Annotated in this window: 26 protein-coding genes; 10 read left to right on the forward strand and 16 right to left on the reverse strand. The window is 73.9% G+C overall.

Features of this window, described 5'->3' with window-relative positions:
* Positions 1 to 8: 8 nt before the first annotated feature.
* From O7612_RS25180 to O7612_RS25200, 5 genes are all read right to left on the reverse strand, one after another.
* A complete protein-coding gene (locus O7612_RS25180) occupies positions 9 to 1,544 on the reverse strand; it encodes a glycosyltransferase family 39 protein (protein ID WP_282267908.1) in 1,536 nt (511 codons plus the stop codon).
* Positions 1,541 to 2,536: a glycosyl hydrolase gene (locus O7612_RS25185; RefSeq protein ID WP_282267910.1), complete on the reverse strand. Its 996-nt coding sequence runs from the start codon at positions 2,534 to 2,536 to the stop codon at positions 1,541 to 1,543. The genes O7612_RS25180 and O7612_RS25185 overlap by 4 nt, the downstream gene beginning before the upstream one ends.
* Positions 2,533 to 4,185, reverse strand: a complete 1,653-nt coding sequence (locus tag O7612_RS25190; RefSeq protein ID WP_282267912.1) for a glycosyltransferase family 2 protein — start codon at positions 4,183 to 4,185, stop codon at positions 2,533 to 2,535. The genes O7612_RS25185 and O7612_RS25190 overlap by 4 nt, the downstream gene beginning before the upstream one ends.
* A gap of 261 nt (positions 4,186 to 4,446) precedes the next feature.
* A complete protein-coding gene (locus O7612_RS25195; RefSeq protein WP_282267914.1) occupies positions 4,447 to 5,970 on the reverse strand; it encodes a PAS domain-containing sensor histidine kinase in 1,524 nt (507 codons plus the stop codon).
* Between the two features lie 49 nt (positions 5,971 to 6,019).
* Complete coding sequence (locus O7612_RS25200) at positions 6,020 to 7,051, reverse strand: SIS domain-containing protein (protein ID WP_282274047.1); 1,032 nt, start codon at positions 7,049 to 7,051, stop codon at positions 6,020 to 6,022.
* Positions 7,052 to 7,239: 188 nt separating this feature from the next.
* Here O7612_RS25200 and O7612_RS25205 point away from each other — a divergent pair, with 188 nt between their 5' ends.
* A complete protein-coding gene (locus tag O7612_RS25205; protein ID WP_282267916.1) occupies positions 7,240 to 9,087 on the forward strand; it encodes a tetratricopeptide repeat protein in 1,848 nt (615 codons plus the stop codon).
* A 181-nt stretch (positions 9,088 to 9,268) separates the two neighbouring features.
* On the opposite strand, the gene O7612_RS25210 is transcribed toward O7612_RS25205, so the two are convergent.
* Positions 9,269 to 10,858, reverse strand: a complete 1,590-nt coding sequence (locus O7612_RS25210; RefSeq protein WP_282267918.1) for an MDR family MFS transporter — start codon at positions 10,856 to 10,858, stop codon at positions 9,269 to 9,271.
* A gap of 106 nt (positions 10,859 to 10,964) precedes the next feature.
* Between O7612_RS25210 and O7612_RS25215 the strand changes: the two genes are divergently transcribed.
* Positions 10,965 to 11,534: a TetR/AcrR family transcriptional regulator gene (locus O7612_RS25215; protein ID WP_282274048.1), complete on the forward strand. Its 570-nt coding sequence runs from the start codon at positions 10,965 to 10,967 to the stop codon at positions 11,532 to 11,534.
* A 117-nt stretch (positions 11,535 to 11,651) separates the two neighbouring features.
* On the opposite strand, the gene O7612_RS25220 is transcribed toward O7612_RS25215, so the two are convergent.
* A complete protein-coding gene (locus tag O7612_RS25220) occupies positions 11,652 to 12,146 on the reverse strand; it encodes a GNAT family N-acetyltransferase (protein WP_282274049.1) in 495 nt (164 codons plus the stop codon).
* A 23-nt stretch (positions 12,147 to 12,169) separates the two neighbouring features.
* Complete coding sequence (locus O7612_RS25225; RefSeq protein ID WP_067312089.1) at positions 12,170 to 12,385, reverse strand: biotin/lipoyl-binding carrier protein; 216 nt, start codon at positions 12,383 to 12,385, stop codon at positions 12,170 to 12,172.
* 126 nt (positions 12,386 to 12,511) lie between these two features.
* On the opposite strand from O7612_RS25225, the gene O7612_RS25230 reads away from it, so the two are divergent.
* Entirely contained in the window at positions 12,512 to 12,748 is a 237-nt protein-coding gene (locus O7612_RS25230) for a hypothetical protein (RefSeq protein WP_282267922.1), read from the forward strand.
* A 99-nt stretch (positions 12,749 to 12,847) separates the two neighbouring features.
* On the opposite strand, the gene rsrA is transcribed toward O7612_RS25230, so the two are convergent.
* The 5 genes from rsrA to O7612_RS25255 form a co-directional block, all read right to left on the reverse strand.
* Positions 12,848 to 13,135, reverse strand: a complete 288-nt coding sequence (gene rsrA, locus O7612_RS25235) for a mycothiol system anti-sigma-R factor (protein ID WP_067312082.1) — start codon at positions 13,133 to 13,135, stop codon at positions 12,848 to 12,850.
* A gap of 1 nt (position 13,136) precedes the next feature.
* Positions 13,137 to 13,955 carry a sigma-70 family RNA polymerase sigma factor gene (locus O7612_RS25240; protein WP_089004164.1) on the reverse strand — a complete coding sequence of 273 codons (819 nt, stop codon included), beginning with the start codon at positions 13,953 to 13,955 and terminating at the stop codon, positions 13,137 to 13,139.
* A gap of 338 nt (positions 13,956 to 14,293) precedes the next feature.
* Positions 14,294 to 14,905 (reverse strand): alpha/beta family hydrolase, encoded by a 612-nt coding sequence (locus O7612_RS25245; protein ID WP_282267929.1) that lies wholly within the window; start codon positions 14,903 to 14,905, stop codon positions 14,294 to 14,296.
* Between the two features lie 74 nt (positions 14,906 to 14,979).
* Entirely contained in the window at positions 14,980 to 15,372 is a 393-nt protein-coding gene (locus tag O7612_RS25250) for a WhiB family transcriptional regulator (RefSeq protein ID WP_282267931.1), read from the reverse strand.
* A 200-nt stretch (positions 15,373 to 15,572) separates the two neighbouring features.
* Positions 15,573 to 16,271, reverse strand: coding sequence for an SOS response-associated peptidase (locus O7612_RS25255; RefSeq protein ID WP_282267933.1), 699 nt, complete (start codon positions 16,269 to 16,271; stop codon positions 15,573 to 15,575).
* 101 nt (positions 16,272 to 16,372) lie between these two features.
* Here O7612_RS25255 and aroA point away from each other — a divergent pair, with 101 nt between their 5' ends.
* The 4 genes from aroA to O7612_RS25275 all read left to right on the forward strand — a co-directional run bounded on the left by aroA (position 16,373) and on the right by O7612_RS25275 (position 20,753).
* Positions 16,373 to 17,674 carry a 3-phosphoshikimate 1-carboxyvinyltransferase gene (aroA, locus tag O7612_RS25260; protein WP_282267935.1) on the forward strand — a complete coding sequence of 434 codons (1,302 nt, stop codon included), beginning with the start codon at positions 16,373 to 16,375 and terminating at the stop codon, positions 17,672 to 17,674.
* A 204-nt stretch (positions 17,675 to 17,878) separates the two neighbouring features.
* Positions 17,879 to 18,772, forward strand: a complete 894-nt coding sequence (gene rsgA / locus O7612_RS25265; protein WP_282274050.1) for a ribosome small subunit-dependent GTPase A — start codon at positions 17,879 to 17,881, stop codon at positions 18,770 to 18,772.
* A 187-nt stretch (positions 18,773 to 18,959) separates the two neighbouring features.
* Positions 18,960 to 19,778 carry a histidinol-phosphatase gene (gene hisN, locus O7612_RS25270; protein WP_282267937.1) on the forward strand — a complete coding sequence of 273 codons (819 nt, stop codon included), beginning with the start codon at positions 18,960 to 18,962 and terminating at the stop codon, positions 19,776 to 19,778.
* Positions 19,779 to 19,838: 60 nt separating this feature from the next.
* Positions 19,839 to 20,753, forward strand: coding sequence for a hypothetical protein (locus tag O7612_RS25275; RefSeq protein WP_282274051.1), 915 nt, complete (start codon positions 19,839 to 19,841; stop codon positions 20,751 to 20,753).
* Positions 20,754 to 20,826: 73 nt separating this feature from the next.
* On the opposite strand, the gene O7612_RS25280 is transcribed toward O7612_RS25275, so the two are convergent.
* Positions 20,827 to 22,104 carry a glycosyltransferase gene (locus O7612_RS25280; RefSeq protein ID WP_282267939.1) on the reverse strand — a complete coding sequence of 426 codons (1,278 nt, stop codon included), beginning with the start codon at positions 22,102 to 22,104 and terminating at the stop codon, positions 20,827 to 20,829.
* A gap of 323 nt (positions 22,105 to 22,427) precedes the next feature.
* Here O7612_RS25280 and O7612_RS25285 point away from each other — a divergent pair, with 323 nt between their 5' ends.
* Entirely contained in the window at positions 22,428 to 23,222 is a 795-nt protein-coding gene (locus O7612_RS25285; RefSeq protein ID WP_282267940.1) for an ATP-binding protein, read from the forward strand.
* Between the two features lie 73 nt (positions 23,223 to 23,295).
* On the forward strand, positions 23,296 to 23,868 hold the full coding sequence (locus tag O7612_RS25290) for a DUF5709 domain-containing protein (protein ID WP_282267941.1): 573 nt from the start codon (positions 23,296 to 23,298) through the stop codon (positions 23,866 to 23,868).
* A 21-nt stretch (positions 23,869 to 23,889) separates the two neighbouring features.
* Here the strand turns inward: O7612_RS25290 and O7612_RS25295 are convergent, their stop codons facing one another.
* Positions 23,890 to 24,558: a response regulator transcription factor gene (locus tag O7612_RS25295; protein ID WP_282274052.1), complete on the reverse strand. Its 669-nt coding sequence runs from the start codon at positions 24,556 to 24,558 to the stop codon at positions 23,890 to 23,892.
* An 11-nt stretch (positions 24,559 to 24,569) separates the two neighbouring features.
* Entirely contained in the window at positions 24,570 to 25,700 is a 1,131-nt protein-coding gene (locus tag O7612_RS25300) for a DUF5931 domain-containing protein (protein WP_282267942.1), read from the reverse strand.
* A gap of 119 nt (positions 25,701 to 25,819) precedes the next feature.
* On the opposite strand from O7612_RS25300, the gene O7612_RS25305 reads away from it, so the two are divergent.
* On the forward strand, positions 25,820 to 26,254 hold the full coding sequence (locus O7612_RS25305) for an ATP-binding protein (protein WP_282267943.1): 435 nt from the start codon (positions 25,820 to 25,822) through the stop codon (positions 26,252 to 26,254).

Here is a 26,254-nt window from a genome sequence, read left to right on the forward strand (position 1 = left end):
GTCACCGGTCAGGCCGGCTTGCGCTCCAGCAGGACCACCCGCACCCGGTCGAACCGCTCGACGTGCCGGATCAGGAAACGCTGCCGCAGCAGCGCCTCCCGGGCCGGCGGCAGCCCGGCCAGCGGGTCGTCGAGGTGCCCGGTCTCCACCAGCCAGATCCGCCCGGTGTCACCGAGGCAGGGCAGCGGTTCCCGGCACTCGCGGGCGGTCAGCCAACCGGTCTGCCGGGCCGGTACGGCCACGAAGACGTCCCGGGGGCGTACCTGGTCGCGCAGGCCGTAGTCGGTGGCCTTGCGGGCCACGTCGCTGGAACCGCCGAACCCGTCGTTGTACGCGACCCCGTCGCCCGGCTTGACCTGTCTACCCAGGTAGCGCACCGCGTCGAGGTAGCGGGGCTGCCCGTCGGCCTCGTTGGACCGCACCCGCTCCTGGGCCGGCAGGGTCTGCCAGACCAGCACCGGCAGCAGCACCAGCGCCCCGGCCAGCCAGGCCGCCGGCACCCGCCCCCGGGTCGCCAGCCGGGCGGTGCGGCAGACCGCGAACGCGGCGAGCAGCGCCCACGCCGGGGTGGTGAACAGGAAGTACCGGGCCAGGAAGAGGTGCGCCACGCTGGAGGTCAGGTAGCCCGCGACCGGGGGCAGCACGGCCCAGACCAGCAGCATCAGCACCGTGGCCCGCCAGCGTGGGCCGGCCACCGCCACCGCGAGCACGGCGAGCGCCGCGACCAGCGCCAACGCGGCCGTCGTGCCGGTCAGGTTCGCCAGGAAGCGGAGCACGGCGTCGGCGTCGTTCTCCACCCAGGAGATCTGCCCGGACTGCCGGCTGCCGAGGATCAGCATCGGCAGGACGAACAGCCCGGCGACGGCGGTGGACGCCGCCCACCGCCAGCGCGGTTCCTCGCCGGGCACCGACCGCCACAGGTGGAACAGGTGCGCGACCACCACCAGCAACGCGACGAAGTGCAGCCAGCCGACCAGCACCAGCAGCACGCCGTACGCCCACCAGCGGCCCCGGGTCGGCCGGTCCACCGCGCGCAGGAAGTACCAGGTGGCCGCCACCGCCGCCAGCGTGACCAGGGCGTACGAGCGGGCCTCCTGGGCGTACCGGGAGACGGTGGGCAGCAGGGCGAAGACCAGCCCGGCCAGCACCCCGACCGGGGTGTCGAAGAGCCGCCGCCCGATCAGGGCGACCAGTCCGGCGGTGAGCCCGACCGCGAGCACCGAGGGCAGCCGCAGGGCGGTCGCCGAGTCCCCGGTCACCGTGGTCAACGCCGACATGACCAGGTAGTAGCCGGCGTGCACCAGGTCGATGTTGCCGACCAGCATCCGGAACTGCTCGACCGACAGCGACGTGACGTGCCAGGTGACCAGTTCGTCGTTCCACAGGTCCCGGGCGTCCAGCCGCCACCAGCCGAGGCCGAGCGCGACGACGGTCGGCAGCAGCGCCCACCAGCCGCCCCGGCCGCCGGTCCGCACCGGTGCCGCCCGGCCGGTGACCTCCGCCGGGTCGGCCCGCCCGGTCCACCGGATCGTCGGTGCGGTCACTTCGCGGTCCGGACGTCGAAGCCGAAGGTGTCCTTCGCGGCGGACCGGCGGAACGCGCGCAGCGCGGCGTCGTCCCGGTCGATGTTCCACTTCCCGGAGCCGTTGATGTTGAAGTAGGCCACCCCGATGATGTCCCGACGCCGGGCCACGTTGGTGAGCAGGTCGGTGATCTGGGCCGGTCGCCGGCTGCTCGGTTCGGCTCCGGTCTCCACGATCAGCAGCGGACGCCGGGTGAAGGTGCGGATCTGGGTGATCGTCGGGACGAAGAGGTCCTGGAACGTCTTGGGCCCCCGGTTGGTGTAGTAGCCGTCCATGCCCACCCAGTCGACGTAGGCGTCCCCGGGGTAGAGCGCCCTGATGCTGACCTTGCGCAGGTAGTTGACGACGTTCGGGGTCCAGGTCCAGATCACGTTGGTGGCGCCCTGCTGGGTGAAGATGTCGTGCAGGTGCCGCCAGGCGGCGACGTACTCGGCGGCCCTGGTCTGCTTCGTCCCCCAGGAGTACCAGTGCCCGTTCATCTCGTGGGCGAAGGTGAGGGCGATCGGCAGGTTGAGGGTGCGCACGGCGGTGGCGAACTCCTTGACGTACGCGTCGTGCTTGCCGGCGGCGATGTCCCGCAGCGGCACGTCGTACGGCTCCCAGCGGATCACCGCCAGCGCGCCGTAGTGGTGCAGCTCGCGGACCTCGCTGGCGGCGAACCTGTCGTCGAAGCTCTCGAAGATCGCCACCAGGTTCGGGGTCTTGCCGGTCTCCGCGGCGAACGCGCGGACCCGCGCCATCTCCGCGCCGCCGGCCACGGTGACGCCGAGGTACTTGCCCTTCGGCGACTTCAGCGCGGTGACGTCGTACGCCGGGACCTGTTCCTCGGCGGCGGCCCCGCCCGGTCCGCCGACCGCCCCGGCGACGGTGATGTCGATCCGGCGCAGCACGGCGAACTCGGTGAAGGCCAACGCGAGCACCAGCAGGAAGGTGACCAGGTACTTCGTCCTCACCGCACGACCTCGACGTCGCGTGCCGGGTCGACCAGCAGCGCCTGCCCGACGACGGCCAGGTAGAACACGGCGCTGAGCAGGGCCGGCACGAAGATCCAGGGTTCCGGTTCGACGAGCATCCGCCACCCGGCGACGCCGGCCCAGACCAGCCCGGTGCCGGCGGTCCAGATCCTCATGCCGGTCCACAGCCGGCGGGTCTTGCTCTTCTTGGCGGTGCCGCCGGTGGGCTGCCAGCCCATCCGCCGGCCCCGGACGATGTCGATGATGGCGAAGGCGTGCGCCCAGCCGTAGATCATCTTGACCGTCCAGCTCTCCAGGCCGTAGCGGCTGCGGTGCCAGAGCGGGAAGACGATCAGGTTGTAGACCACGCTGGGCAGGATCAGCAGGTAGTTGGCCAGCGCGATCCGGTGCGCGAACGCGGTCAGCATCAGCACCGGGATGACCGGCGCGACGAAGGTGAACAGCCCGGTGTGCAGGTAGTAGCAGAAGCCGGAGAGGTAGCTCAGCCGGGCCCGCAGGCGCAGTTTCGTCGACCAGAACTTCCTCGACCCGAGCAGGCTCATCGAGCCGGCGCACCAGCGGTACTGCTGGGTGAAGAACGAGTCCACGTCCGACGGGCAGAGCCCGGCGGCCAGCACGACCGGGATGTAGCGCAGATTCCACCCCTTCATCCGCAGGTCGAAGCCGGTGTGCACGTCCTCGGAATGCTCGATGAGGGTGGACCCGCCGATGGAGAAGAGCGCGTCACGGCGGTAGACGGCGCAACTGCCCACGCAGATCGCCGAGTCGTGGGCCTGCCGGGACACCTGCACCGACCGGTAGAACAGCTCCTGCACCGCGCCGGCCCCCCGCTCCACCCAGGTCTGCCCCAGGTGCACCCGGAAGTACTGCGGCGACTGCACGATGCCCGCCCGGGGCTCGGCGTCGAACCAGGGCAGCATCTGGTCGAGCATGTCCCTGCGGGGGACGAAGTCGGCGTCGAGGACCAGGATGAAGTCGCTCATGGTGCGCTCGAAGGCGTACCGCATGTTGCCGGCCTTCTTGAACCAGCCCCGGTTGGGTCGCCGCTGGTAGACGAAGCCGAAGGCGAGCGCCATCCGTTCCATCGCCTCGTTCGGCGAGTCGTCGAGCACGTAGACGGTGACCGCGCCCCGGTAGTGGCCGGCCATCGCCCGGACGTGCTCCCAGGTGTTGCGCAGCACGTGCGGGGGCTCACCGCAGACCGGCAGGAAGACGTCGACGCTCGGGTAGCGGGCCGGTCGCCAGGTGCGGACCAGCTCCTGGTGGCGGGCCAGGTCGAAGCCCGGGGTGAACAGGTTGACCGCCAGCGAGACGAGGTAGTAGGCGATCGTGAAGAACAGCAGCGGGGCGAGCAGCCAGAGCCACGGGGTCAGCCGGACGAAGAGCAGTTGGCTGGTGATCAGGCAACCGAAGCTGACCAGCGACGGCACCACCAGCGCGGCCAGCCGCCGCTTGCGGTAGGAGACCAGCTCGGCGTCCGTCGGCGGCAGCGGCACCGGGGCGTACGCGGGCCGGTGCGCGGCGTCGGAGGGCCTGCGTGGGGTCCACTTCGAGACCTGACGCGGAACCCGGAACTCCGCGGTCGGCGACAGCACCGCGGCCGGATCGACCGCAGGCGGTGAGGTCATCGCTTCGTCTCCCCCGTTCGCCGGCCGCACGCACTCCCCCGACAGGGCGAGCGGGATGTCGCCGGACGCGTCCAGGGAAGCCGGGCACGGTGAACTGGCCGTGTCTGCTTGGTGGTGAAGCTAGAAAACTATTCAGTCGGCCGCAAGGTGTCAATGCCCGCGAATCGCCTGAAAGGCGTATCGGATCGCAGATCGCACGTCAATCCACTCATCTTCATCCCGGCGTCACCGGCGGGCCACCGTACCGTCGGACGGCCCGGTTCAGGTCTTGGCCAGCGGGAGCACCAGCGCCGCCTCGGTGCCGCCGGTCGGGCCGGGACGCAGCTCGATGCTGCCGCGCAGTTCCCCGGTGACCAGCGCCCGGACGATCTGGAGGCCGAGCCGCCCGCCCCGGTCGGCGTCGAACTCGGCCGGCAACCCGCGCCCGTTGTCGGTCACCGAGACGTGCAGCTGCTTACGGTGCCGGTGGGCCGAGACGACCACCTCCGGCCGGACGTCCGGCTCCGGCGCCTCGCCGCCCTCCTCGACCGGCGGGAACCCGTGCTCGACCGCGTTGAGCAGCAATTCGTTGAGCACCATCACCAGCGAGGTGGCGATCTCGGCGGGCAGCACCCCGAAACTGCCGGTCCGGCGCATCCCGACGCTCACCTCGGTCGCGGCCACCTCGGTCGCCGCGCTCGCCACCCGGTCGACGATCCCGTCGAACTCGACCGCCTCGTCGCTGGACATGGAGAGCGTCTCGTGCACCAGGGCGATGGAGGCGACCCGGCGTACCGACTCCTCCAGGGCGACCCGGGCCTCCGGCATCGACACCCGGCGGGCCTGGAGGCGCAGCAGCGCGGCGACGGTCTGGAGGTTGTTCTTCACCCGGTGGTGGATCTCCCGGATGGTGGCGTCCTTGGTGATCAGTGCCCGGTCCCGGCGGCGTACCTCGGTGATGTCGCGGACCAGGACCAGCGCGCCGATCGGCACCCCGGCGGGCATCAGCGGCAGGGCGCGGGTGAGCATGGTGGCCCCCCGGGCGTCGATCTCCCGGCGGGGCGGACCCTCGCCGCGTAGCGCGGCGAGGATGCCGTTGGCCGCCTCGGTGCCGTCCAACGGGTCGCTGGCCAGCCGGCGGTGCAGCTTGGCCAGATCCTCGCCCACCAGATGGGAGGCGTAGCCCAACCGGCGGTACGCCGACTGCGCGTTCGGACTGGCGTAGGTGACCTTGCCGCCCGCGTCGAGGCGGACCAGCCCGTCGCCGACCCGGGGCGCCGAGGTGGTCTCGCCCGGGTGCCGGGGCGGCGGGAAGGTGCCGTCGGCGATCATCTGGGCCAGGTCGTCGGCGGTGGTCAGGTAGTTCAGCTCCAACTGGCTGGGGGTGCGGGCGGTGGACAGGTTGGTGTCCCGGCCGACCACCGCGATCACCTCGCCGGCCTCCCCCTCGGCGGTGCGCAGCCGCACCGGGATCGCCTCGTGCCGGGCCGGCACGTCGCCGTACCAGACCGGGTCGCCCTCCCGCCAGATCCGGCCCTGCCGGTACGCCACCTCCAGGTGGGCCACCTCCGGCCCGCCCACGATCCGTCCCACCTGGTCGTCCAGGTAGGCCGTCGGCGCGGTCGTCGGGCGGACCTGGGCGACGCAGAGGAACGTGCCGTCGTCGTCCACCGGCACCCACAGCAGCAGGTCGGCGAAGGACAGGTCGGACAGCAACTGCCAGTCACCGGCGATCCGGTGCAGGTGGTCGATGTCGGCCGGGCGGAGCTTCGTGTGCTCCTCGGCGAGGTCGCGCAGCGTGGACACGGACACAGCGTGCCACGGCCGCCGGTGTCCCGTCCCGCTGGCCGACCCGTCACATCGTCGCGGTGACCTTCTTCAGGCCGCGCGGGGCGTCCGGGTCCTCGCCCCGGGCCAGCGCCAGGGCCAGCGCGAGGCGCTGCAACGGCAGGATGTCCAGCAGCGGGGCGTACCGCTCGTCGACCTCGGGCACCGCCATCCGGGTGGCCCCCTCGACCTCGGCTGAGCCGACCACCACCACGTCGGCCCGCCGCTCGCCGAGCCGGGGCAGCACCTCGCCCATGGACCGGCCACCGGGGCCGGAGCCGACCACGGCCAGCACCGGGACGTCCGGGTCGGTCATCGCCAGCGGACCGTGCAGCAGGTCGGCCCCGGAGAAGGCCAGCGCCGGCAGGTAGGACGTCTCCATCAGCTTCAGCGCCGCCTCCCGGGCGGTCGGGTACGCGTACCCCCGGCCGGTGGTGACGAGCTGGCCGGCGAACCGGTAGCGCGGGGCGAGCTGGGTCGGGGTGGGGTCGGCGAGGGTCCGCTCGGCCAGCTCGGGCAGGCGCTCCAGGGCGGCCCGCTGGTCGGCCGGCAGCACGCCGTCGCCGGCCCGGATCCCCTCCACCAGCAGCAGCAGGGCGAGCAGCTCGGCGGTGTACGTCTTGGTCGCGGCGACCGCCCGCTCGTGCCCGGCGGCGATGTCCACGCTCAGCTCGGCGGCCCGCGCCAGCGGCGAGTCGGGGGCGTTGGTGACCGCCAGGGTGAGCGCGCCGGCGTCACGGGCGGTACGCAGCACCTCGGTGAGGTCGGGTGAGCCACCGCTCTGGCTCACCCCGACCACCAGCGCCCCGGACAGGTCGGGGCGGGCACCGTAGACGGTGACCGCGCTGGGCGAGGCGAGGCCGGCGGGCAGCCCGAGCCGGATCTCGGTGAGGTAGGCCCCGTAGAGGGCGGCGTGGTCAGAGGTGCCCCGGGCAGTGAACACCACGTGCCGGGGGCGGCGTCGTGCGACGGCCGCCGCGACCCGGGCGATCTCCCCGGCGGGCCCGGCGGAGAGCAGCCGGGCGTAACCGGCGGGCTGCTCGTCGATGTCGGCGGCCATCCCGGCCCCTGGCTGTGTCACGGGGACTCCTCTCACTGCGCGATAGACGCGCGTTTCATGTTCATTCTTGCACTATTCAGTCGCCCTCACCACTGATGTGAGCAGTAATGCGCAGAAGATCCACACATGTTGCCGGCATCCCCTACGCTTGCCCAGCCCTGGCAACCCCTGCGAGACGAAAGGCCGACGTGTCGGAGGAGCCGCCCGCGCTGACCGCGGCAGAGGAACTCGCCCTCGCCCGGCTCGCCCTCGACGAGGGCGACCTGACCCACGCCGCCGACCACCTCGCCGCCGCGCTGGTGCTGGCACCGACCCTGCCCGACACGCACGAGACGCTCACCCGGATCGCCGCCGCCTCCGGCGGGGGCCTCGACCTCTTCCCGCTCGGCCAGCGCGCACACATCGGGGCCGTCGTCGCCCGCGCCCACCTGCTCGCCGCCGCCGGCCGCCCGGCGGAAGGGCTGGACCTGCTGGTCGCCGCCACCGGCCACGCGCCCGGCGTCGACTGGGCCGCAGTGCCCTGGGTGACCGATCCCGACCTCGCCGGACGACTCGACCCGGAGCGGTGCGCCCGGATCCTGATGCAGGTCTGCGCCGCCGCGCCGGACCCGGTGCCCCGGATCGGGCGGGCGCCCCTCCAGCCCTACCTCACCCTTGCCCGGCACGCGGTCGCCGCGTACCCCCGGCACGCCCTGCTGCTCGGCGCGGCGTCCGCGCTGGCCCGGCGGCTCGGCGAGGTCACCCTGGCGGTCACCTGGGCCAGCCGGGGGGTACGCCTCGCGCCGTCCAAGCTCGGCGAGGTGTGGCTCGGGTACGCGTACCGCAGCGCCGGCCGGACCCGGGAGGCCCTGGCCGCGCTGGAGCGGGCCGTCGGGCACGACCCCGACGACCTCGCCGTCTACGCGGACATCGCCGGCACCCTGGCCGACCACGGCCGGCTCGACCAGGCCCTCGGCTGGATCGACCGGGCGCTGGCCCGCGACCCGACCTTCGACTGCGCGGTGCACACCGCGCACCGGCTGCGTTTCCTGCGCGACGGCGACGTCGGCCACCTGGTCGCCCTGGCCGACTTCACCCGGGACCACCCCGACGACAGCCACGAGCACACCGACCTCGCCGAGTCCTGCCGGAGCCGGCCCTGGCTGGGGCAGGTCACCCCGGCCACCGGCGCGATGGTCGACGCGCTGCGCCGGGCGCTCGCCGCCGACGGCCTCCCCGACGCGGCGGTGCACCTCGACAGCCTGGAGCCGCCGAGCGCGATGCGTACCGTCACCGCCGCCGTGCCCGGCCTCTACGTCGAGGTGACCGGGGTCGCCGACCCGGATCCGCGGGAGCCGCGCCGGGCCACCGAGTGCCGGCTCTGGCGCTACGACGGCACCACCGCCGCGCCGACCCTGCCGACCCCGTCGACCGCCGCCGCCGACCGGGTACGCCAGCTCGCCCACCCGGCGTGGCCGCACCCGCCGGCCGCGTACGACGCGGCGGTCGGCCTCGCCACCCTGGACCTGGCCGACCTGCTGGGCCTGCTGGTACACCCGCCCGAGCCGCCGCCCACCGCGCTGGGCCGGGTGCTCACCGGCCAGGATCCGTCGCTCTGGGTCCGCTGCGCGCAGGTCTGGGCCTGCCTCGGGCTGCTGCACCACCGCACCGACGAGGAGTGGGCCACCTCGACCCGCCGCCGGGTGCTGGTGGAACTGATCTGGGGCGTCGAGGACTGGATCACCGAAGCGGCGCTGTTCGCGCTGGTCACCGCCGCCTGGGTGGATCCGGCGGTACGCGCCGACGTGGCCGGGCTGGTGGCCGAGCGCCTCGCCGACGTGGCGGCCGTCGCGCAGGACCGGCCGGTGCCGATCGCCGTCTCCCTGGCCCACCTGGCGCTGGCCACCCCGGCCGTGGACCCGACCACCACCGCGCTGGCCCACCGGCTGCTCGTCGCCCCGGCCCGGGCCGGCCGGCCCGGTCGGCTGGGCCGCGCCTGGCGGCGGCTCACCACCGTGCTGCGTCGTCGCCGTCGACGACCGGTCCGACCCGGGTGAGCCGGCGGCGGGACGGACGCCCCTGACGACGCGACGGTGCGGTCGGCCCGCGCCCGGGGCCGTGCGGCGGCCGTGCCGGTCCGCCCCGGGCGGCACGGCGACGCGGGTCCGTGCCCGGGGTCGCCCGGCGACGCGGCCGGCCCGCGCCCCGGGTGGGGGCGGACCGGCCGCGCCGGACGACTCAGGAGACCGGTGCCCTGCTGAGGGCGACCTCGGCCTGCTCCTCGCCGGTGGCCTGCGTCGACGGGACGTCGTTCGCCGTGCGCAGCGGGATCTCCCGGATGAACCAGGCGAGCACCGGCACCGCGACCGTGATGACCATCGCCCAGAAGAAGACGTGCGCGATGGCGTCGGAGAGACCGCCGAGCACCGCCTCACGCGCCTGCGCCGGGAGTTCCCCGAGCTTCTCCAGGTCCAGTCCCCGGCCCTCACCGGTGCCGCCGTCGAAGGCGCCGCCGGCGGACGAGCCGGCGAGCCGGTTGGCGAAGATCGCGCCGAACAGCGAGATGCCGAACGAGCCACCGATGGACCGGAAGAAGGTGGCCGCGCCGCTGGCCGCGCCGAGGTCCCGCTGCTCGACACTGTTCTGCGCGATCAGCATCGAGGTCTGCATCAGGAAGCCCATGCCGGCACCGAGGACCAGCATGTACAGCGACGACTCGAGCTTGCCGGTGTCGACCTCCAGCCGGGACAGCAGCGCCATGCCGACCGCCATCAGCACGCCCCCGGCGATCGGGAACACCCGGTAGCGACCGGTCTTCGTGATGGCCCTACCGACCACCAGGGAGACCACCAGCATTCCGAACATCAGGGGGAGCAGGAGCAGGCCGCTGTTGGTGGCCGAGGCGCCCTGCACGGTCTGCTGGTAGAGCGGCAGGAAGTTCATCGCGCCGAACATCGCGAAGCCGAGCAGGAAGGCGATCGCCGAGATCAGCGTGAAGTTGCGGCTGGCGAACAGGCCCAGCGGCAGGATCGGTTCGACGACCCGCCGCTCGACCAGACCGAAGACGAACAGGCTGACCAGCGCCAGCGCGGCGAGCCCGAGGATCTGCGGGGAGGTCCAGTCGTACTCGTTGCCGCCCCACGTGGTGACCAGCACGATCGCGGTGATGCCGACGGAGAGCAACGCCGCGCCCAGCCAGTCGATCTTGTGCTCGGTCCGGTACTTCGGCAGGTGCATGGTGGTGGCCAGGATCAGCAGCGCGAGGCCGCCGAGCGGCAGGTTGACGTAGAACGCCCAGCGCCAGGAGAGGTGGTCGGTGATGAAGCCGCCGACCAGCGGGCCGGCGACCATGGCGACCGCCATGATCCCGGCGATCATGCCCTGGTACCGGCCCCGCTCCCGGGGTGGCACCAGGTCGCCGATGATCGCCATCACGCCGACCATCAGGCCACCCGCGCCGAGACCCTGGAGCGCGCGGAACGCGATCAGCTCGACCATCCCGTTGTCGGTGCCGCCCAGCAGCTCCGAACCGGACATCCCGCAGAGCGCCGACCCGATCAGGAAGATGACCACCGAGGTCAGGAAGACCGCCTTGCGGCCGTACAGGTCGCCCAGCTTGCCCCAGATCGGGGTGGAGACGGTGGTGCCCAGCACGTACGCGGTGACCACCCAGGTGAAGTGGTTGACGCCGCCGAACTCGCTGACGATCCGCGGGAGCGCCGTGCTGACGATCATGTTGTCGAGCATCGCGAGCATCATCGCGATCATCAGACCGAACAGCACCACCCTGATGTTGGGTTTCGCCGTCGCCTGGGTTTCCTGAGTCATGGGTAAGCTCCCCCGGAGATCTGTCGCACTTACTTGCCGCCCGGCTAGTCACCTTACTAGCCGCACGGTAAGTTGGGTGGCAGTGACCCGTCAAGTGAGTTGGGTGGTGCAGGTGAGTCAGGGCACAGGCGGCACACGGGAGCGCATCCAGGCCGTCGCACTGGAGCTCTTCACCGAGCAGGGCTACGAGAAGACCTCGCTGCGGGAGATCGCCGAACGGCTCGGCGTGACCAAGGCCGCCCTCTACTACCACTTCAAGAGCAAAGAGGAGATCGTCAACAGCTACGTCGAGGACCGGCTGCACCGGATGGACGAGCTGATCGACTGGGCGCACGGGCAACCGGCCACCCGGGCCACCCGACGCGCCCTGGTCAGCCAGTACGCCGACACGATGTTCGCCGCCGGGCAGCCCCCGGTGATGCGCTTCTTCGAGCAGAACCAGACGGTGCTCAAGAGCCTCACCGCCGGCCAGCAGATGCGGGAACGGATGTACCGGCTCGCCGACGCCATCTGCCTCGGCGACGACTCGCCCCGGGCCCAGATCCGGGCGGCCCTGCTCCTGTTCGCCGTGCACAGCAGCTGGTTCGCCGTCCGGAACCCGGACATCAGCGACGACGAACGCAAGGCGATCGCCCTGGAGGTAGCCGACGAGCTGCTGGCCGGCTTCGACGACTAGACCGGCACCGGGCCGCCGCGTCCCGGCGTAGCACCCCTGCCGGGCCGACGCGCCCGGCGTAGCACCCCTGCCGGGCCGACGCGCCCGGCGTACGACCCGTGCCGGTCAGGCCGGCCCTTAGGGTAGCTCGTAGCGCAGGGCGAGCAGGTCGACGCCCGGCAACGGCGACCAGTCCCGCGCCGGGGTACGGACGAAGCCGAGCCCCGCGTACAACCGGTGGGCGGCCTCGGCGAGCCCGCTGCGCACACAGATGACCACCGCGGAACAGCCCTGTGCGGCGGCCCGGGACAGGCAGGCCCGGACCAGCGCCACGCCCGCCCCCCGCCCCTGGGCGGCCGGATCCACCGCCAGCATCCGGAACTCCGCCTCGCCCGGCCCGGACAACTCCGCGTACGGGCTGCCGGGCAGCACGAAGGTGACCGAGCCGAGCACCGCCCCGGTCGTCGGGTCGACGGCGACCAGGACCTCACCCTCCGCCGCCCGGGTGGCCACGTCGGCCAGCGTCACCTCGTAGCCGTTCTCGCCCTTGAGCTGGCCGTCGGCCTCGTACGCGGCGACGGTCAGCCGGGCCACCGCCGCGAACTCGGCCGGCGTCGCCCGCCGGACCGGCAGCCCGGCCGGCCGGTCCCCGGTGATCAACCGATCACCGCGATCAGGTCACCGTCCTGCACCACGTCGCCCTCGTTGACCGCGAGCTGCTCGACCACGCCGTCGGACTCGGCGAGGACCGGGATCTCCATCTTCATCGACTCCAGGATCACCAACGTGTCCCCCTCCGACACGCTGTCCCCGGTCGACGCCACGACCTTCCACACGTTGGCCACCATCTCGGCGCGGATCTCCTCGGCCATCACGGCCCTCCCTCTTCACCGGGTGTGTCTGCGTCGGTATCCAATCACGTGCCGGCCCTGCACGGGCAGGGAGCGCGACAGCGGAGTGCGGCCCCGGGCGCGGTGAGCGCGGCACCGGATCCACCGGTGTCCGCGCACCGACCGGGGTACCGTCGCCGCCCCGGCGCGGTGGCAGGGGCCGGTCGCACTAGCATCATCGGGTCGGACCCCGACGCCGGGTGGACCGGCGGCGGCACCGGTGCCGAGGGTCGCCGCGGCAGGGGTCGGACCCATCACGAGGAGGTCAACATGGCGAAGAAGGCCCGCAAGAAGAAGGCCCGCAAGAAGAGCAGCGCGAACCACGGCAAGCGTCCCAACTCCTGAGTCTACCGACGGACGTCCGTCGCGACACCAGGTCCGGCCCGGAGCCGGACAGGCCGGTGGCCCGGGTCGGACCGACCCGGGCCACCGTCGTCGTACGCCCTACTCGGCGAGTTCGCGTGACTCGCTGGCCTCGAAGACCACCAGCTCGGTGAGGCGCACCCGCAACCGCTCCCGCAACTGGTCGGGGGCGGTCTCGTTGCCGCAGCACCGCGCCACCAACGCCCGTACCTCCTGCTCGATGCCGTACTCACGCAGGCACGGCCCGCACTCGTCCAGGTGGTAACGGATCAGCGAGCGACGCTCCTCGGCGCACTCCAGGTCCAGGTAGAGGTAGACCTCGGCGAGCACTTCCCGGCAGTCCGTCTCGTGCGGCTTCCCACAGCTCACGTCACACCTCCCGGCTGGCAGCGGCGGTGGAGCCCTTCGCGGGCTGGGCGGCGCTGAACCCCCGCTCGGCGGCGTACCGCTCGAGCAGCTTGCGCAGATTACGACGCCCGCGGTGCAGCCGGGACATCACGGTGCCGATCGGCGTGCCCATGATGTCGGCGACCTCCTTGTACGAGAAACCCTCGACGTCGGTGAGGTAGACCGCGAGGCGGAACTCCTCCGGCAGCTGCTGGAGCGCGTCCTTGACGTCGCTGTCCGGCAGCCGGTCCAGCGCCTCGGTCTCCGCCGACCGCAACCCGCTGGAGGTGTGCGACTCGGCCTCGGCGAGCTGCCAGTCGGTGATCTCCTCGGTGGGCGCCTGGATGGGCTGGCGCTGCCGCTTGCGGTAGGAGTTGATGTAGGTGTTGGTCAGGATCCGGTAGAGCCAGGCCTTCAGGTTGGTGCCCTGCTCGAACTGGTGGAAGGCGGCGTACGCCTTCAGGTACGTCTCCTGGACCAGGTCCTCGGCGTCGGCCGGGTTCCGCGTCATCCGCAGCCCGGCAGCGTAGAGCTGATCGACGAAGGGCATTGCGTCCCGCTCGAAGCGGGCCCTGCGCTCGTCCGTCTTCTCGGTGGTCAACCGCACATCCCCTCGCGTCGGATGCTGTCCCGCCGAGGATACGCGGACGAACCGGTCCGCAGCTTCGGTTCCGCCGGGTGTGCCGGTGCTCACCGCCGCGGCGCCGTCCCCCACCGCCGGCCAGTCCGGACCGTCCAGCAGCCGCCTGAGCCGCCGCGCGCCCCGCTCGTCACGCTCCCGGCTCCGTGTCTCGGTCGGCACCGGTCACACCCCCCTCGCCAGATTTCTCGTCCGGGAGTCGTAACGCCCGCCCGTGGGCCGGACATTCCACCGGCCCCCGCTCCTGGTCCCGGCCCGCCCGGTCGGCTACCGGAGGGCTGGGACCAGGAAGGGCCTGGGAGGGACGGTCCCGACCACCCGAACCGGAAGGCCGACACCACCGGATGCAACGACGGCTCCGCCGGGGCGGAAACGGGTGGCCGGCCCGCCGACCGTCCCCTCGCCCGGCCCCGGCCGCGCTGCGGCGGACCTTCGGCGCAGCGCCGGTCGGCCGCCCAACCGCCCGCGGGCGGAGCGGTTCGCGCAGGGCTCGGAACCGGTCACCGCGCCCACCGCCGGGTCCGCAGCCAGGCGAGCACCGCGCCGGCCACCCCGGGCGGGTCCTGGCGCAGGTCGTGACGTTCACCACGGCGCACCACCACCTCGACCGGGACACCGGCGGCGGGTACCCCGAACGGATCCCGGTCGCCGTTGACGACCAGCGTCGGCAGCCCGGTGGCCAGTTCGTCGGCCCGGGACCGCTCCGGGCGGCCGGGCGGGTGCAGCGGGAAGGCCAGCGCGACCACTCCGACCGCGCCCACCGTGCGCGCCGTCCGGCAGGCCACCCGGGCACCGCTGGACCGCCCGCCGACCAGCAGCGGCACGTCGGGATGCCGGTCGCGCAGCACGGCCAGGACCGCCGTCCACGCCTCGTCCAGGTGCCTAGCGGGGGCCGGCGCCCGGCGACCGGCCACCCGGTAGGGCTGGGTCATCCGGGCCACCACCACCCCGGCCCCGCACGCGGCGTCCCGCAGGGCCAGCAGGTCGGGCGCGTCCACCGATCCGCCCGCCCCGTGGCCGAGCACGAGCAGGGACACCGGGGTACCCGCCGGCAGGTCGGTGTCGACCCGGGCCGGGCCACGGGGGGTGTCGAACGACGCGAGGTGCGGCACCCGGTCATTCTGCGCCGTCCCCGGCGCACGGGTCAGCTCAACGGCACCGGGATGCGGCCCTACGGCACCAGCGCTCAGCTCAACGGCACCAGGGTGAGCAGGCGGTCCCGGACCGGTGGGCCGGCGGCGTCGGCGGCGTCGGGATCGGACTCGACCTCGCCGCGCCAGGCGACCAGCATCGCCCGCCGCTCGCGGGGCGTGGTGCCGCCCCACACCCCGTGGGTGTCGCCCACCTCCAGTGCCCAGGCCAGGCAGGAGCCCTGGACGTCACAGCCGCGGCACAGCTCGATCGCCGCGTCGGCCGGTTCGTTGGGTGCCGGAAAGAACGTCTCCGGATCCACGCTCTGGCAGGTTCCTCTGGTACGCCAGGCCTCGTCGGAACGGCGGTCCCGCAGTGCCCGCAGCAGTCGCGGATCCCGTCGTGCGGCGGCCACCTCGTGTGGTCGGGGCATACGCGCCCGGGTCATCGCACCCACCTCCCCCGTGGGACCGGCAAGATCGACCGGCGTCGTTCGCACTGCGCGAAGACGCTCCCAGTGCCAGCGCTGTGTTCTATCGCACTCTCGGCTACCGGGACAAGAGGTGTGCCGGAAAGATGGCGAAAGGTCCGAGCGACTTTTCATCCACAACTCGGCTAATTCGTACGCGCCAATGTCACCTATCGCGATCAGAACAGCGCGCTCTCCCCGTGGGAGCGTTCCCGGTCCACCGCCACCCGCTCGGTCAACCCGGGGCCGTCGTTACGGACGTCGCCCACCGCCCGACCGACCGGCCGGATCTCCAGCCCGGCCAGCCACCGCGGCGACGGGGGGACGAGCAACGCCGCAGGATCGTCGGCCGGCGCCAGCCAGTCCGCCCACCGGTCGGCGGGCAGCAGCAGCGGCATCCGGTCGTGCACCTCGGCCAGTTCGCCCACCGCCGCCGTGGTGAGCACGCTGAAGGTCAGCGACGACTCCCCGGCCGACCAGATGCCGGCCAACGCCAGCACCGACCCGTCGCGCGGGGTCATGAAGTACGGCTGCTTGCCGCCGGTGGGCCGGCGCACCCACTCGTACCAGCCGTCGGCCGGGACCAGGCAGCGGCGGCGGGCGAACGGCACGGCGTACGCCCGGCTGGTGGCGACCGTCTCGACCCGCGCGTTGATCATGCGGGCGGCCCCGGCGGTCGACGTCGCCCAGTGCGGCACCAGCCCCCAGCGCCCCACCGAGAGCACCCGCCCCCGGTCCGGGTCGACCCGGACCACCGGCACCGGGTCGGTCGGCGCGACGTTGTGGTCGGGCCGGAGCCCGCCGTCGGTGTCGTCCGACGCCTCGAAGACGGCGCTCAGGTCGCCGGCGCTCCGGGTCGTCGCGTACCTGCCGCACATGGCGCCCACGGTAACCCGCCGCGCCACCGGCGGCTGTCCCGACAGCCGGGAGTCGACCGACGACCGGTCCGACGACCGCGCCGGGTTGGCAGAATGTGACCGTGGGAAACCTGACCGCCACCCGTGCGCAACAGCCCTGGACCGCACCGACCGCCAGCGACCCGGTGACGGCGACGCTGCGCCTGCCCGGCTCCAAGTCGATGACCGCCCGCGCCCTGGTGCTCAGCGCGCTGGCCGGCGGCCCGTCGACGCTGCACGGGCCGCTGCGCGCCCGGGACACCGAGTTGATGGCGGGCGGGCTGCGCGCGATGGGCGCGCACGTGTCGCTCTCCGACGACGAGCGCTGGCTGGTCCGGCCGCACCGGCTGGTCGGCCCGGCCCACGTCGACGTGGGGCTCGCCGGCACGGTGATGCGGTTCGTCCCGCCGGTCGCCGGCCTCACCGAGGGCCGGGTCACCTTCGACGGCGACCCGCAGGCCCGGGTCCGGCCGCTCGGCCCGCTGATCGGCGCGCTGCGCTCGCTCGGCGTCCGGATCGACGCGCCGGCCACCGGCAGCCTGCCCCTGGTGGTGCAGGGCGGCGGCCGGGTCACCGGCGGCGAGGTGGTGATCGACGCCTCCGCCTCCAGTCAGCTCGTCTCCGGCCTGCTGCTCGCCGGGGCGCGCTTCGACCGGGGCGTGGTGGTCCGGCACGAGGGGCCGCCGGTGCCGTCCGCACCGCACCTGCGGATGACGGTGCAGATGCTGCGGGCCGCCGGGGCGGCCGTCGACGACAGCGTTCCCGACCTCTGGGTGGTCGAGCCGGGACCGCTCGCCGGCCGGAGCTGGGAGATCGAGCCCGACCTCTCCGGCGCGGTGCCGTTCTTCGCCGCCGCCCTGCTCACCGGCGGTGAGGTGACGTTGCGGGGCTGGCCGCACAGCAGTGTCCAGCCGATCGAACAGCTCCGCTCCCTGCTGCACCGGATGGGCGGCGAGGTGACCCTGACCACCACGGGGCTGACCGTCCGCGGCACCGGCACCGTGCACGGCCTGTCCGCCGACCTGTCCGACGTCAGCGAGCTGACCCCGGTGCTGACCGCACTGGCCCTGCTGGCCGACTCGCCGTCCACCTTCACCGGGGTCGGGCACATCCGGGGGCACGAGACCGACCGGCTGGCCGCCCTGGCCAGCGGCTTCACCGCCCTCGGGGCCGACCTGACCGAGACCGCCGACGGGCTGGAGATCCGGCCCCGGCCCCTGCGCGGCGGCCCCTTCCGCACCCACGCCGACCACCGGATGGCGCACGCCGCAGCGGTCGTCGGGCTCGTCGTCGGCGGCATCGAGGTGGACGACGTGGCGTGCACCTCCAAGACCATGCCGGAGTTCCCGGCACTATGGTCGGCGATGGTGACCGGCGAGAACTGACGGCGGAGGGGGCAGGTCCTGACGACCAGACGACGGGAGTACGACGAGGACGACGTACGGATCCGGCCCGGCCGTTCCTCGCGTCCGCGTACCCGGACCCGCCCCCGGCACGACGACGCGGTGGACGGGTTCGTGATCGCCGTCGACCGGGGCCGGTACACCTGCGTGCTCCCGGACACCCCGGACGACGGCGCGGTCACCGCCATGCGGGCGCGCGAGCTGGGCCGCAAGTCGGTGGTGGTCGGCGACCGGGTGAGCCTGGTCGGCGACGTCTCCGGCGCGGACGGGGCGCTGGCCCGGATCGTCCGGATCGTCGAACGGCGCTCGGTGCTGCGGCGCACCGCCGACGACGACGAGAACACCGCCGAGGGGCGGCAGGAACGGGTGGTGGTCGCCAACGCCGACCAGCTCGTGATCGTCAGCGCGCTGGCCGACCCACCGCCCCGGACCGGGTTCATCGACCGCTGCCTGGTCGCCGCGTACGACGCCGACATCGAGCCGCTGCTCTGCCTCACCAAGGCCGACCTGGCCGGTCCGGACCAGGTGGTCGGCTACTACGCCGAGCTGGAGCTGCCGTACGTGCTCATCCGGCCGGACTCCGACCTGGACGCGCTGCGCACCCTGCTCGCCGGCCGGGTGTCGGTGCTGGTCGGCCACTCCGGGGTCGGCAAGTCGACGCTGGTCAACCGGCTGGTGCCGGACGCGCTGCGGACGGTCGGCGTGGTCAGCGCGATCGGCCGGGGCCGGCACACCTCGACCAGTGCGGTGGCGCTGCGGCTGCCCCGGACCCCGGACGCCGACGGCGACCCCGGCTGGATCGTGGACACCCCCGGGGTCCGCAGCTTCGGGTTGGCCCACGTCTCGGCGGAGAGCCTGCTGCACGGCTTCCCCGATCTGGTGGAGGGGACGGTGGACTGCCCGCCGAACTGCCCGCACACCCCGGACGAGGCGGACTGCGCGCTGGACGCGTGGGTGGCCACCGGCAAGGCCGACCAGCGCCGGCTGGCCTCGTACCGTCGGCTGCTGGCCTCCCGGTCCGGCGACGGCGACCCGCGCGAGCCCGAACGCAACCCCGGCGACCCCCTCGCCGGTTCCTGACCCCGTCCCCACCCTCTCCCCCTGCCGCCCCGCTCCGCGCCGGACCGACCCCGGTGAGCAGGAGGTTCACGTCATCCACCGTGCCCCGGCGTGACCTGAACTCCTCGGTCACAGGGGCAGGGCGGCGCGGGAACCGGGTGGGGTGGGGAGGGAGGGGTGGCGGGAGGGTGGGGGTTAGGGTTTCGGGGTGACGGGGTACGCGGAGGACATCGATCTTGCTCATCGGCTGGCGGACGCTGCCGACGCCATCTCCATGGACCGGTTCCGGGCGCTGGATCTGCGGGTGACCGCCAAACCGGACCTCACCCCCGTCTCCGACGCGGACACCTCGGTGGAGCGGGCCATCCGGGCGCTGCTGGCCACCCACCGACCCGGCGACGGGCTACTCGGCGAGGAGTACGGCGAACAGCCGGCCACCGGCCCGGACGGCCGGCGCTGGGTGATCGACCCCATCGACGGCACCAAGAACTTCGTCCGGGGGGTACCGGTCTGGGCCACCCTGATCGCCCTGCTGGAGGGGGACCGGCCGGTGGTCGGCCTGGTCTCCGCCCCCGCCCTGGGCCGGCGCTGGTGGGGCGCCTCCGGGATGGGCGCGTACGCCGGCCCGGACGCCGCCTCCGGCGAGCCGATCCGGGTCTCCGGGGTCGGCAACCTCGCCGACGCCAGCTTCTGCTACTCCTCGCTGACCGGCTGGGAGGCGGCCGGCCGGCTGGACGCGGTGCTCCAGCTGATGCGGGACACCTGGCGCAGCCGCGCGTACGGCGACTTCTACGGCTACATGTTGCTGGCCGAGGGGGCACTGGACGTGATGGTGGAGCCGGAACTGTCGCTCTGGGACGTCGCCGCGCTGGTGCCGATCGTGACCGCCGCCGGGGGTACCGTGACCACCCGCGAGGGGGCTCCCGCCCCTGGTGGGACGGCATCCGGTGAGATCAGCGCGATCGCCACCAACGGGCTGCTGCACGCCGACGTCCTGTCCCGGCTGGGTCGGCCAACCGCGCGCTGAACCCACGCAACCCCTTATCCTCGCCAGGTGGTGTCCTCCGGTTGGTGCTTCCTCGCGGCGATGATCGTCGCGTACGGCTTCGCCAACATGCTCCAGTCGGTCGCCGCCGCCCGGACGACCGTGCACCACACCTTCGACCCGGGTCTGCTGCTGCGGCTGGCCGGGCACCGGACGTACCTGGTCGGGTTGCTCTGCCAGGTGGTCGGCTTCGTGCTGGCCTTCCTGGCCCGGCGGGACCTGCCGTTGTTCCTGGTCCAGGCGAGCGTGGCGGCCGGGCTGGGGGTGACCGCGCTGCTCGGGGTGGTGGTGCTCAAGTGGCGGCTGCCCGCCGCCGAGGTGGCGCTGCTGGTGCTGCTCTTCGCCGGGATCACCGCGCTGGTGCTCTCCGCCCAGCCGGCCCCCTCGAAGGGGCTCGGCACCGCCGGCCTGGTCGCCCTGGCGGCGGCCCTCGGCGGGATCGGGCTGCTCGGTTTCTTCGCGGTACGCCTGCACGGGGCACCCGGTTCGGTGGCCCTCGGCTCGCTGGCCGGGTTGGCGTTCTCCGCCGCCGCGGTGGCCGCCCGGCCGCTCGCCTCCGCCCCGTCGGCCGAGGCGTTCGTCCGCGACCCGCTGCTCTACCTGTTGATCGTCCACTCTCTGGTGGGTCAGCTCCTGCTCGGCCTGGCGATGCAGCGCGGTTCCACCACGGCGGCCGTCGCCGCGATGGACGCCGCCGGGGCGGTGCCCGCCGCGATCGTCGGGCTGCTCCTGCTCGACGACAAGATCTGGCCGGGCCGGGAGTGGCTGGCCGCCGTCGGCTTCCTGACCACCCTCGCCGCGGTGATCGGGCTCACCCGGTACGCCGCGCCGCAGCACCACCACCAGGCGGCGACCCGGCCACCGGAACGCCTCGTGGTGGGTACGGTCCCCGCACCCGACCGGCCGGCGCACCTGGCCGGCCCGCGTACCGCCGCGGCCAACCGCCAGCCGTCCTAGCGACCCACCGTCCTAGCGACCCACCGTCCTGGCGACCCACCGTCCTGGCGACCCGCAGGCCCGGGCGGACCGCTCAGACGCCGACCGGGCCGGCGGTCGTCCCCTCGACCGGTGCGTCGGTGTCGACCGGCACCGTGTCGGGCACCTCGACGGTCACCTCGGCCGGGGTCCGCCGGCCCACCACCCGCTCGTAGAGCCGTTCCAGCGCACCCGCCGTCCGTTCCCAGGTGTAACTGCACCGGACCCGGTCCACCGCCGCGTGCCCGTACGCGAACCGTCCGGCGTTGTCGGCGAGCAGCCGACGCAGCGTCATCCCGAGCGTCCGGACGTCGCCCGGCGGGACCAGCCGGCCGGTGACCTCGTCGACCACCGCGTCGGCGATCCCGCCCATGGCGTAGCCGACCACCGGCACCCCGCAGGCCATCGCCTCCAGGGACACCCGCCCGGCGGACGCGTAGTGCGGGGTGCAGGCCACCACGTCGGCGGAGCGGTACCAGGTCGCCAACTGGTCGTGCGGCACCGCGCCGACCAGGGTGACCTGGTCGCCCACCCCGGCGCGCTCGGCCAGCTCCCGTAGCCGCCGGGCCTCGGCGTGGGTGGCCAACTGGTCCGCCGGCGGTCCACCGGCGATCACCAGCTCCGCGTCGCCGACCAGCCGCATCGCCCGGATCAGGTCGTCCTGACCGTGCCCGGGGGAGAGCCCGCCGACGGAGAGGATCCGGGCCCGCTGGTCCCGGGGGGCCGCCTCGCCGTCGGGGTGGAACCGCTCGATGTCCACCCCGGTCGGCACCATCGCCACCGAGGCGCGCTGCAACCCCATCCGGGTCAGCTCGTCGACCTCGTCGCTGCACTGGGCGACGGCCATGTCCACCGCCCGGGTGAGCGCCCGTTCCAGCGGGATCCGCTCACCGGGGCCGTCGTACTCCCGGCCGAGGTGGCGGCGTTGCTCGATGCCGAGCGAGTGGAAGGTCTGCACCACCGGGATGTCCGTCTCGCGTACCGCGTGCGCGGCGGCCAGGCCACCAACCCAGTAGTGCCCGTGCACCACCTCCGGCGTCCACTCCCCGGCCCAGCGGTCGGCCAGCCAGCGACCGAACGCGGAGACGTACGGGACCAGTTCGGCGGTGGCGGTGGGCCGGTCCGGTCCGACGGGCACCCGTTCCACCCGGTAGCCGTCGATCTCCACGCTCTCCGGCAGGGCCGGATCGTCGCGACGCTCGTACACCCGGACGTCATGGCCGCGCCCGGCCAGCTCCCCGGCGACCCGCGCGACGTGCTCGTGGGTGCCGACGGGTGGTCCTTCCGCGTGCCGGGACGTCCCGGCGTGCGCGCAGACGAGGCCGACGCGCATGGTGCACCTCCATGCGATCTGCGAGGGATGGTCCGGTCAGAGCGTCCCATTAACCTGGGTCCTACGCGCCGAAACCTCGCAGATCGGAACCGGTCAGCGGCTGGTCGGGCCGGGTGTGGGGGCGGTGCGCGGTCCGGCCGCGATCCGTGGTCCCGCCCCGGTATGACCCGGCCTGGTCGGGGGTACCGGACAGGGATGCCGATGACCCGCACCCCCGCCGAGGCCGCCGGGGCGGCCGGCGGGACCGATGCCGCGACGCCGTGCCCCCTCGCCGCCGTGCGCCCGACGACCGCCCGCCCGCGGCCCCGACGAAGGGAACCACGATGAGCGTCGCCGACCGGCCGTCGGCCCGGCCCGACTCCCCCGCGACGGTCCGTCCGGTGGAGGCGGGTTGCCGGGTGGTGGTCGACGACTCCTCGGCGTTGGTTCGGCTCAGCGGGGTGCTGGCACCGGCCGGTCCCGACCGGGTGCGCGACGCCCTGCTCGCCCGCCTCGTCGACCGGCCCGGTCCGATCGTGGTCGACCTGGCCGGGCTGCGGTACGCCGGACCGACCGTCGGCCGGCTGCTGGCCGGGGTGCGGCAGGAGGTGGTCGACTGGCCCGCCGCCGAGCTGCTGGTGGTCGACCCGGCCGGGGTGGTCGCCGGGGTGGCCCCCGGCGAGCTGGCGGTCTTCCCCACCGCGGACGAGGCGCTGGCCGCCCTCGCCCGGACGCCGATGGCGGCGGTGCTGAGCGAGGAGCTGGCCCCGGCGGTCGGGGCGGCCCGGCGGGCCCGGCAACTGGTCACCGACGGTTGCGACCGGTGGGGGATGCCGGAGCTGACCGAGCCGGCCTGTATCGCGGTCACCGAGCTGGTCAACAACGTGGTGGCGCACGCGGGCACCGCGATGACGTTGCGGCTGGCCCCGGCGGACGGCGTCCTGCGCCTGGCCGTCCGGGACCACTGCCCACGGCAGCCCCGGTACGCCGGGCCGGCACCGCTCACCTCGACCGGCGGCCGGGGCCTGCTGCTGATCGACACGGTGGCCCGGCGCTGGGGCAGCACCCCGCTCGCGGACGGCAAGGTGGTCTGGTGCGTGCTGCACACCGAGGACGAGTCCCGCTGGCACCGCGACTGATTTCTGCGCTTTAGTCCCGATCCGGGAGGCCGGACCCGGTTACCCGGGCGGTGGCAGTGGGTAGTGCTCAGCCATGCGCGACGACGAGTTCCCGACCCCCGTGTCCGACCCCGAGGCGCTCGGCCTGCCCGACACCGCCGACGACGACTCGACCGCCCACGACGACGTCCTGACCGGCCGGGAGGCGGACGGTCCGGACCCGGCGCAGCTGCCCGGTGACCGCACCCCGGTGGCCGTCGACGATTTCGGCACCACCGCCGAGGAGCAGCTCGACGGGGAGTCGCTGGACTACAAGCTCGACCGCGAGCAGTACGAGCGGCGGGCCGACGACCCGCTGGCCGGACCGGTCGACCCGGACATCGCCGCCGAGGCGGAGAACGAGGAGGCCGCCGCCCAGGCCCAGCTCGACGCCGACGTGCTGGACCCGGGGCCGACCTCGGACCCGAACTCCCCGGTCTCGATCTACGACCACGGTCAGCTCGGCACGGTCGCCGACGCACAGGTGGGCCGCCTGGTCGAACCGGACGAGGGCGCCCGCACCGACCAGGAGACCGACAACATCGCGTACGACGCGGGCGCGGCCGGCGGCGGCGCGAGCGCCGAGGAACTGGCCATCCACGAGACCCGGCCGCCCGAGGCGCACTGACCCCACCCGGCCACCCGGGGCTCAGCCGTCGAGGCCCTGCTCGATCGCGTAGCGGGTCAGCTCCACCCGGTTGTGCAGCTGGAGCTTGCCCAGCGTGTTCTGCACGTGGTTCTGCACGGTGCGGTGGGACAGTCCGAGCCGGCCGGCGATCTGCTTGTAGGACAGCCCCTTGGCCACGAGGCGCAGCACCTCGGTCTCCCGTTCGGTGAGCCGGGGTGCCGTGGCGGGTCCGCCGTCGCCGGGTCCGCCGGCCGGGGGGCCGGCGGCGAGCCGCCGGTACTCGCCCAGCACCAGACCGGCCAGGCCGGGGGTGAAGACCGGCTCGCCGGCGGCGGTCCGGCGCACCGCGTCCAGGAACTCCGCCGGGGCCGCCGACTTCAGCAGGTAGCCGGTGGCCCCGGCCTTCACCGCGTCCAGCACGCCCTGCTGCTCCCCGCTGGCCGACAGCATCAGCACCCGGACCCGGGGCAGCGCGGCCCGCAGCCCGTGGATCACCGCCACCCCGGAGATGTCCGGCAACTGGAGGTCGAGCACCACCACGTCCGGGCGGGCGGCGGCGGCCACCCGGACCGCCTGGCGGCCCTCGCCGCTGGTCGCCACCACCAGGTGGCCGGCCTCGGTGAGGTCGCGGGCCACCCCCTCCCGCCACATCGGGTGGTCGTCGACCACCATCACCCGTACCCCGGTCATCGGTTCCCCGGTCATCGGCCCCTCCTCGGCACCATCAGCTCGATCTCGGTGCCCTCCCCCGGCGTGGAGACGATCCGGGCCTCACCGCCCAGGTCGGCCATCCGGCCCCGGATGGCCTGGGCCACCCCCAGCCGGCCCTGCCGGGCCGCCTCCACCAGCCGGCCCGCCGGAATACCCGGACCGGCGTCGCGCACCGACACGGTCACCGCCTCCCCCTCGTCCTCGACCAGCACCCAGGCCCGCCCGTCGGCGTGCCGGCGCACGTTGTCCAGCGCCGCCGCCGTCGCGGCGGCCACCTCCCGGGCCACCGGCAGGGGCAGCGGCACCGGGGTGGCCGGCGCGGAGACCTGCACCTCCGTCGAGGCGTAGCCGGCGAGCAGGGACCGCAGGTCCAGCTCGCCGACCGGGTCGGCGGTGGAGGCCGGTGGCACCCCGGAGATCAACGCGCGCAGCGCGGCCTCCTGCTGGCCGGCGAGCCGGGCCAGCTCACCGGCCTCGCCGTCCAGGTGTGCGCCGCGCCGCTGGACCAGCGCCAGCACCTGGAGCACCGAGTCGTGGATGTCCCGGGCCAGTCGCTCCCGTTCCCGGGTCGCCGCCTCCAGCTCCACCGCCCGCTGCAACCGGTCCTCGGTGGTCGCCGCCAACCGGGCCACGTGCCCCACCACCGCCCCGGCGAGCAGCAGCAGGATCACCCCGGTCAGCGAGGACGGGGCGAACCGGCCCCGGGTGACCAGGTCCGTGCCGCCGACCAGCAGGGCGGCCACCGTGCCGCGTCGTCGCCCACCGGAGACCGCCCAGGCGAGCACCGGCCCGGCCAGCCAGGCCACGGCCAGGGCCGGCACGCCGGCCGCCAGCGCGGGGCGGCCCACCACCCACGGGGTGACGGCCAGGATCAGCAGCACCACGCCGAGGTCGGCCGAGAGCAGCGGCCAGCCCCGGTTCGCCGGCCGGGCGTAGCCGACCGCGGTCACCCCGGACCAGGCCAGCATCACCAGCAGCACACCCCCGGCGGCGATCGGGTGGGCGTACCGGTCGGCGTCGCGCAGGACCAGCAGGCCGACGTAGACCAGCGAGGCGAAGCGGAAGACCGCGACGGAGCGCCAGAGCGGGACCTCGAAACCACCCGGCGGAGACGACGGCATGGCCGCCACGATGCCACAACCGCCCCGGTCAGCTGCCGGACCGCCCGCTGCCGCGTCAACAACCCTGACGTACGGTAGAAATACCGCGAAACTCCAGGATCGCTGTCGGGACAGGGCCCATGACGAACGCAGAGCTTCCCACACCGCGTACGGTGGTGCCCATCGAACCTTCCCTTCTCATCGCCGAGGCGTTCGACCAGGCACAGGTGACCGAGCTGAGACACTCGGTCAGCTCCTGTGCGCACGCGGCCGGGCTGGCCGGGCAGCGGCTCGACGACTTCGTGCTGGCGGTCAACGAGCTGATCACCAACGCCGTCCGGCACGGCGGCGGCCGGGGCTGGCTGCGACTCTGGCGACGCCCCGGCGAACTCGTCTGCGAGGTGTCCGATCACGGTCAGGGTCTGAGCGAGCGCCAGCTCCACGACCGCAGCCGACCCGCCCCGGACACCGCCGGTGGTTGGGGCCTCTGGCTGGCCCGGGAGCTCAGCGACGCGATGGAGGTCGAGAGCGGCAGCGCCGGCACCACGGTCCGGATCAGCGCCACCGCCGACTGA

This window comes from Micromonospora sp. WMMD987, from assembly GCF_029581435.1.
GTDB classification, from domain to species: Bacteria; Actinomycetota; Actinomycetes; order Mycobacteriales; family Micromonosporaceae; genus Micromonospora; species Micromonospora rifamycinica.

Excerpts from the sequence above, each read along its gene's own strand:
- O7612_RS25275 (WP_282274051.1), top strand. The coding sequence starts at position 19,839 with ATGATCGTCGCGTACGGCTTCGCCAACATGCTCCAGTCGGTCGCCGCC.
- O7612_RS25285 (WP_282267940.1), top strand. The coding sequence starts at position 22,428 with ATGAGCGTCGCCGACCGGCCGTCGGCCCGGCCCGACTCCCCCGCGACG.
- O7612_RS25190 (WP_282267912.1), bottom strand. The coding sequence starts at position 4,185 with ATGACCTCACCGCCTGCGGTCGATCCGGCCGCGGTGCTGTCGCCGACC.
- O7612_RS25210 (WP_282267918.1), bottom strand. The coding sequence starts at position 10,858 with ATGACTCAGGAAACCCAGGCGACGGCGAAACCCAACATCAGGGTGGTG.
- O7612_RS25300 (WP_282267942.1), bottom strand. The coding sequence starts at position 25,700 with ATGCCGTCGTCTCCGCCGGGTGGTTTCGAGGTCCCGCTCTGGCGCTCC.
- O7612_RS25305 (WP_282267943.1), top strand. The coding sequence starts at position 25,820 with ATGACGAACGCAGAGCTTCCCACACCGCGTACGGTGGTGCCCATCGAA.
- O7612_RS25225 (WP_067312089.1), bottom strand. The coding sequence starts at position 12,385 with ATGGCCGAGGAGATCCGCGCCGAGATGGTGGCCAACGTGTGGAAGGTC.
- O7612_RS25255 (WP_282267933.1), bottom strand. The coding sequence starts at position 16,271 with ATGTGCGGCAGGTACGCGACGACCCGGAGCGCCGGCGACCTGAGCGCC.
- O7612_RS25290 (WP_282267941.1), top strand. The coding sequence starts at position 23,296 with ATGCGCGACGACGAGTTCCCGACCCCCGTGTCCGACCCCGAGGCGCTC.
- O7612_RS25250 (WP_282267931.1), bottom strand. The coding sequence starts at position 15,372 with ATGACCCGGGCGCGTATGCCCCGACCACACGAGGTGGCCGCCGCACGA.
- O7612_RS25295 (WP_282274052.1), bottom strand. The coding sequence starts at position 24,558 with ATGACCGGGGTACGGGTGATGGTGGTCGACGACCACCCGATGTGGCGG.
- rsgA (WP_282274050.1), top strand. The coding sequence starts at position 17,879 with ATGCGGGCGCGCGAGCTGGGCCGCAAGTCGGTGGTGGTCGGCGACCGG.
- O7612_RS25280 (WP_282267939.1), bottom strand. The coding sequence starts at position 22,104 with ATGCGCGTCGGCCTCGTCTGCGCGCACGCCGGGACGTCCCGGCACGCG.
- O7612_RS25200 (WP_282274047.1), bottom strand. The coding sequence starts at position 7,051 with ATGGCCGCCGACATCGACGAGCAGCCCGCCGGTTACGCCCGGCTGCTC.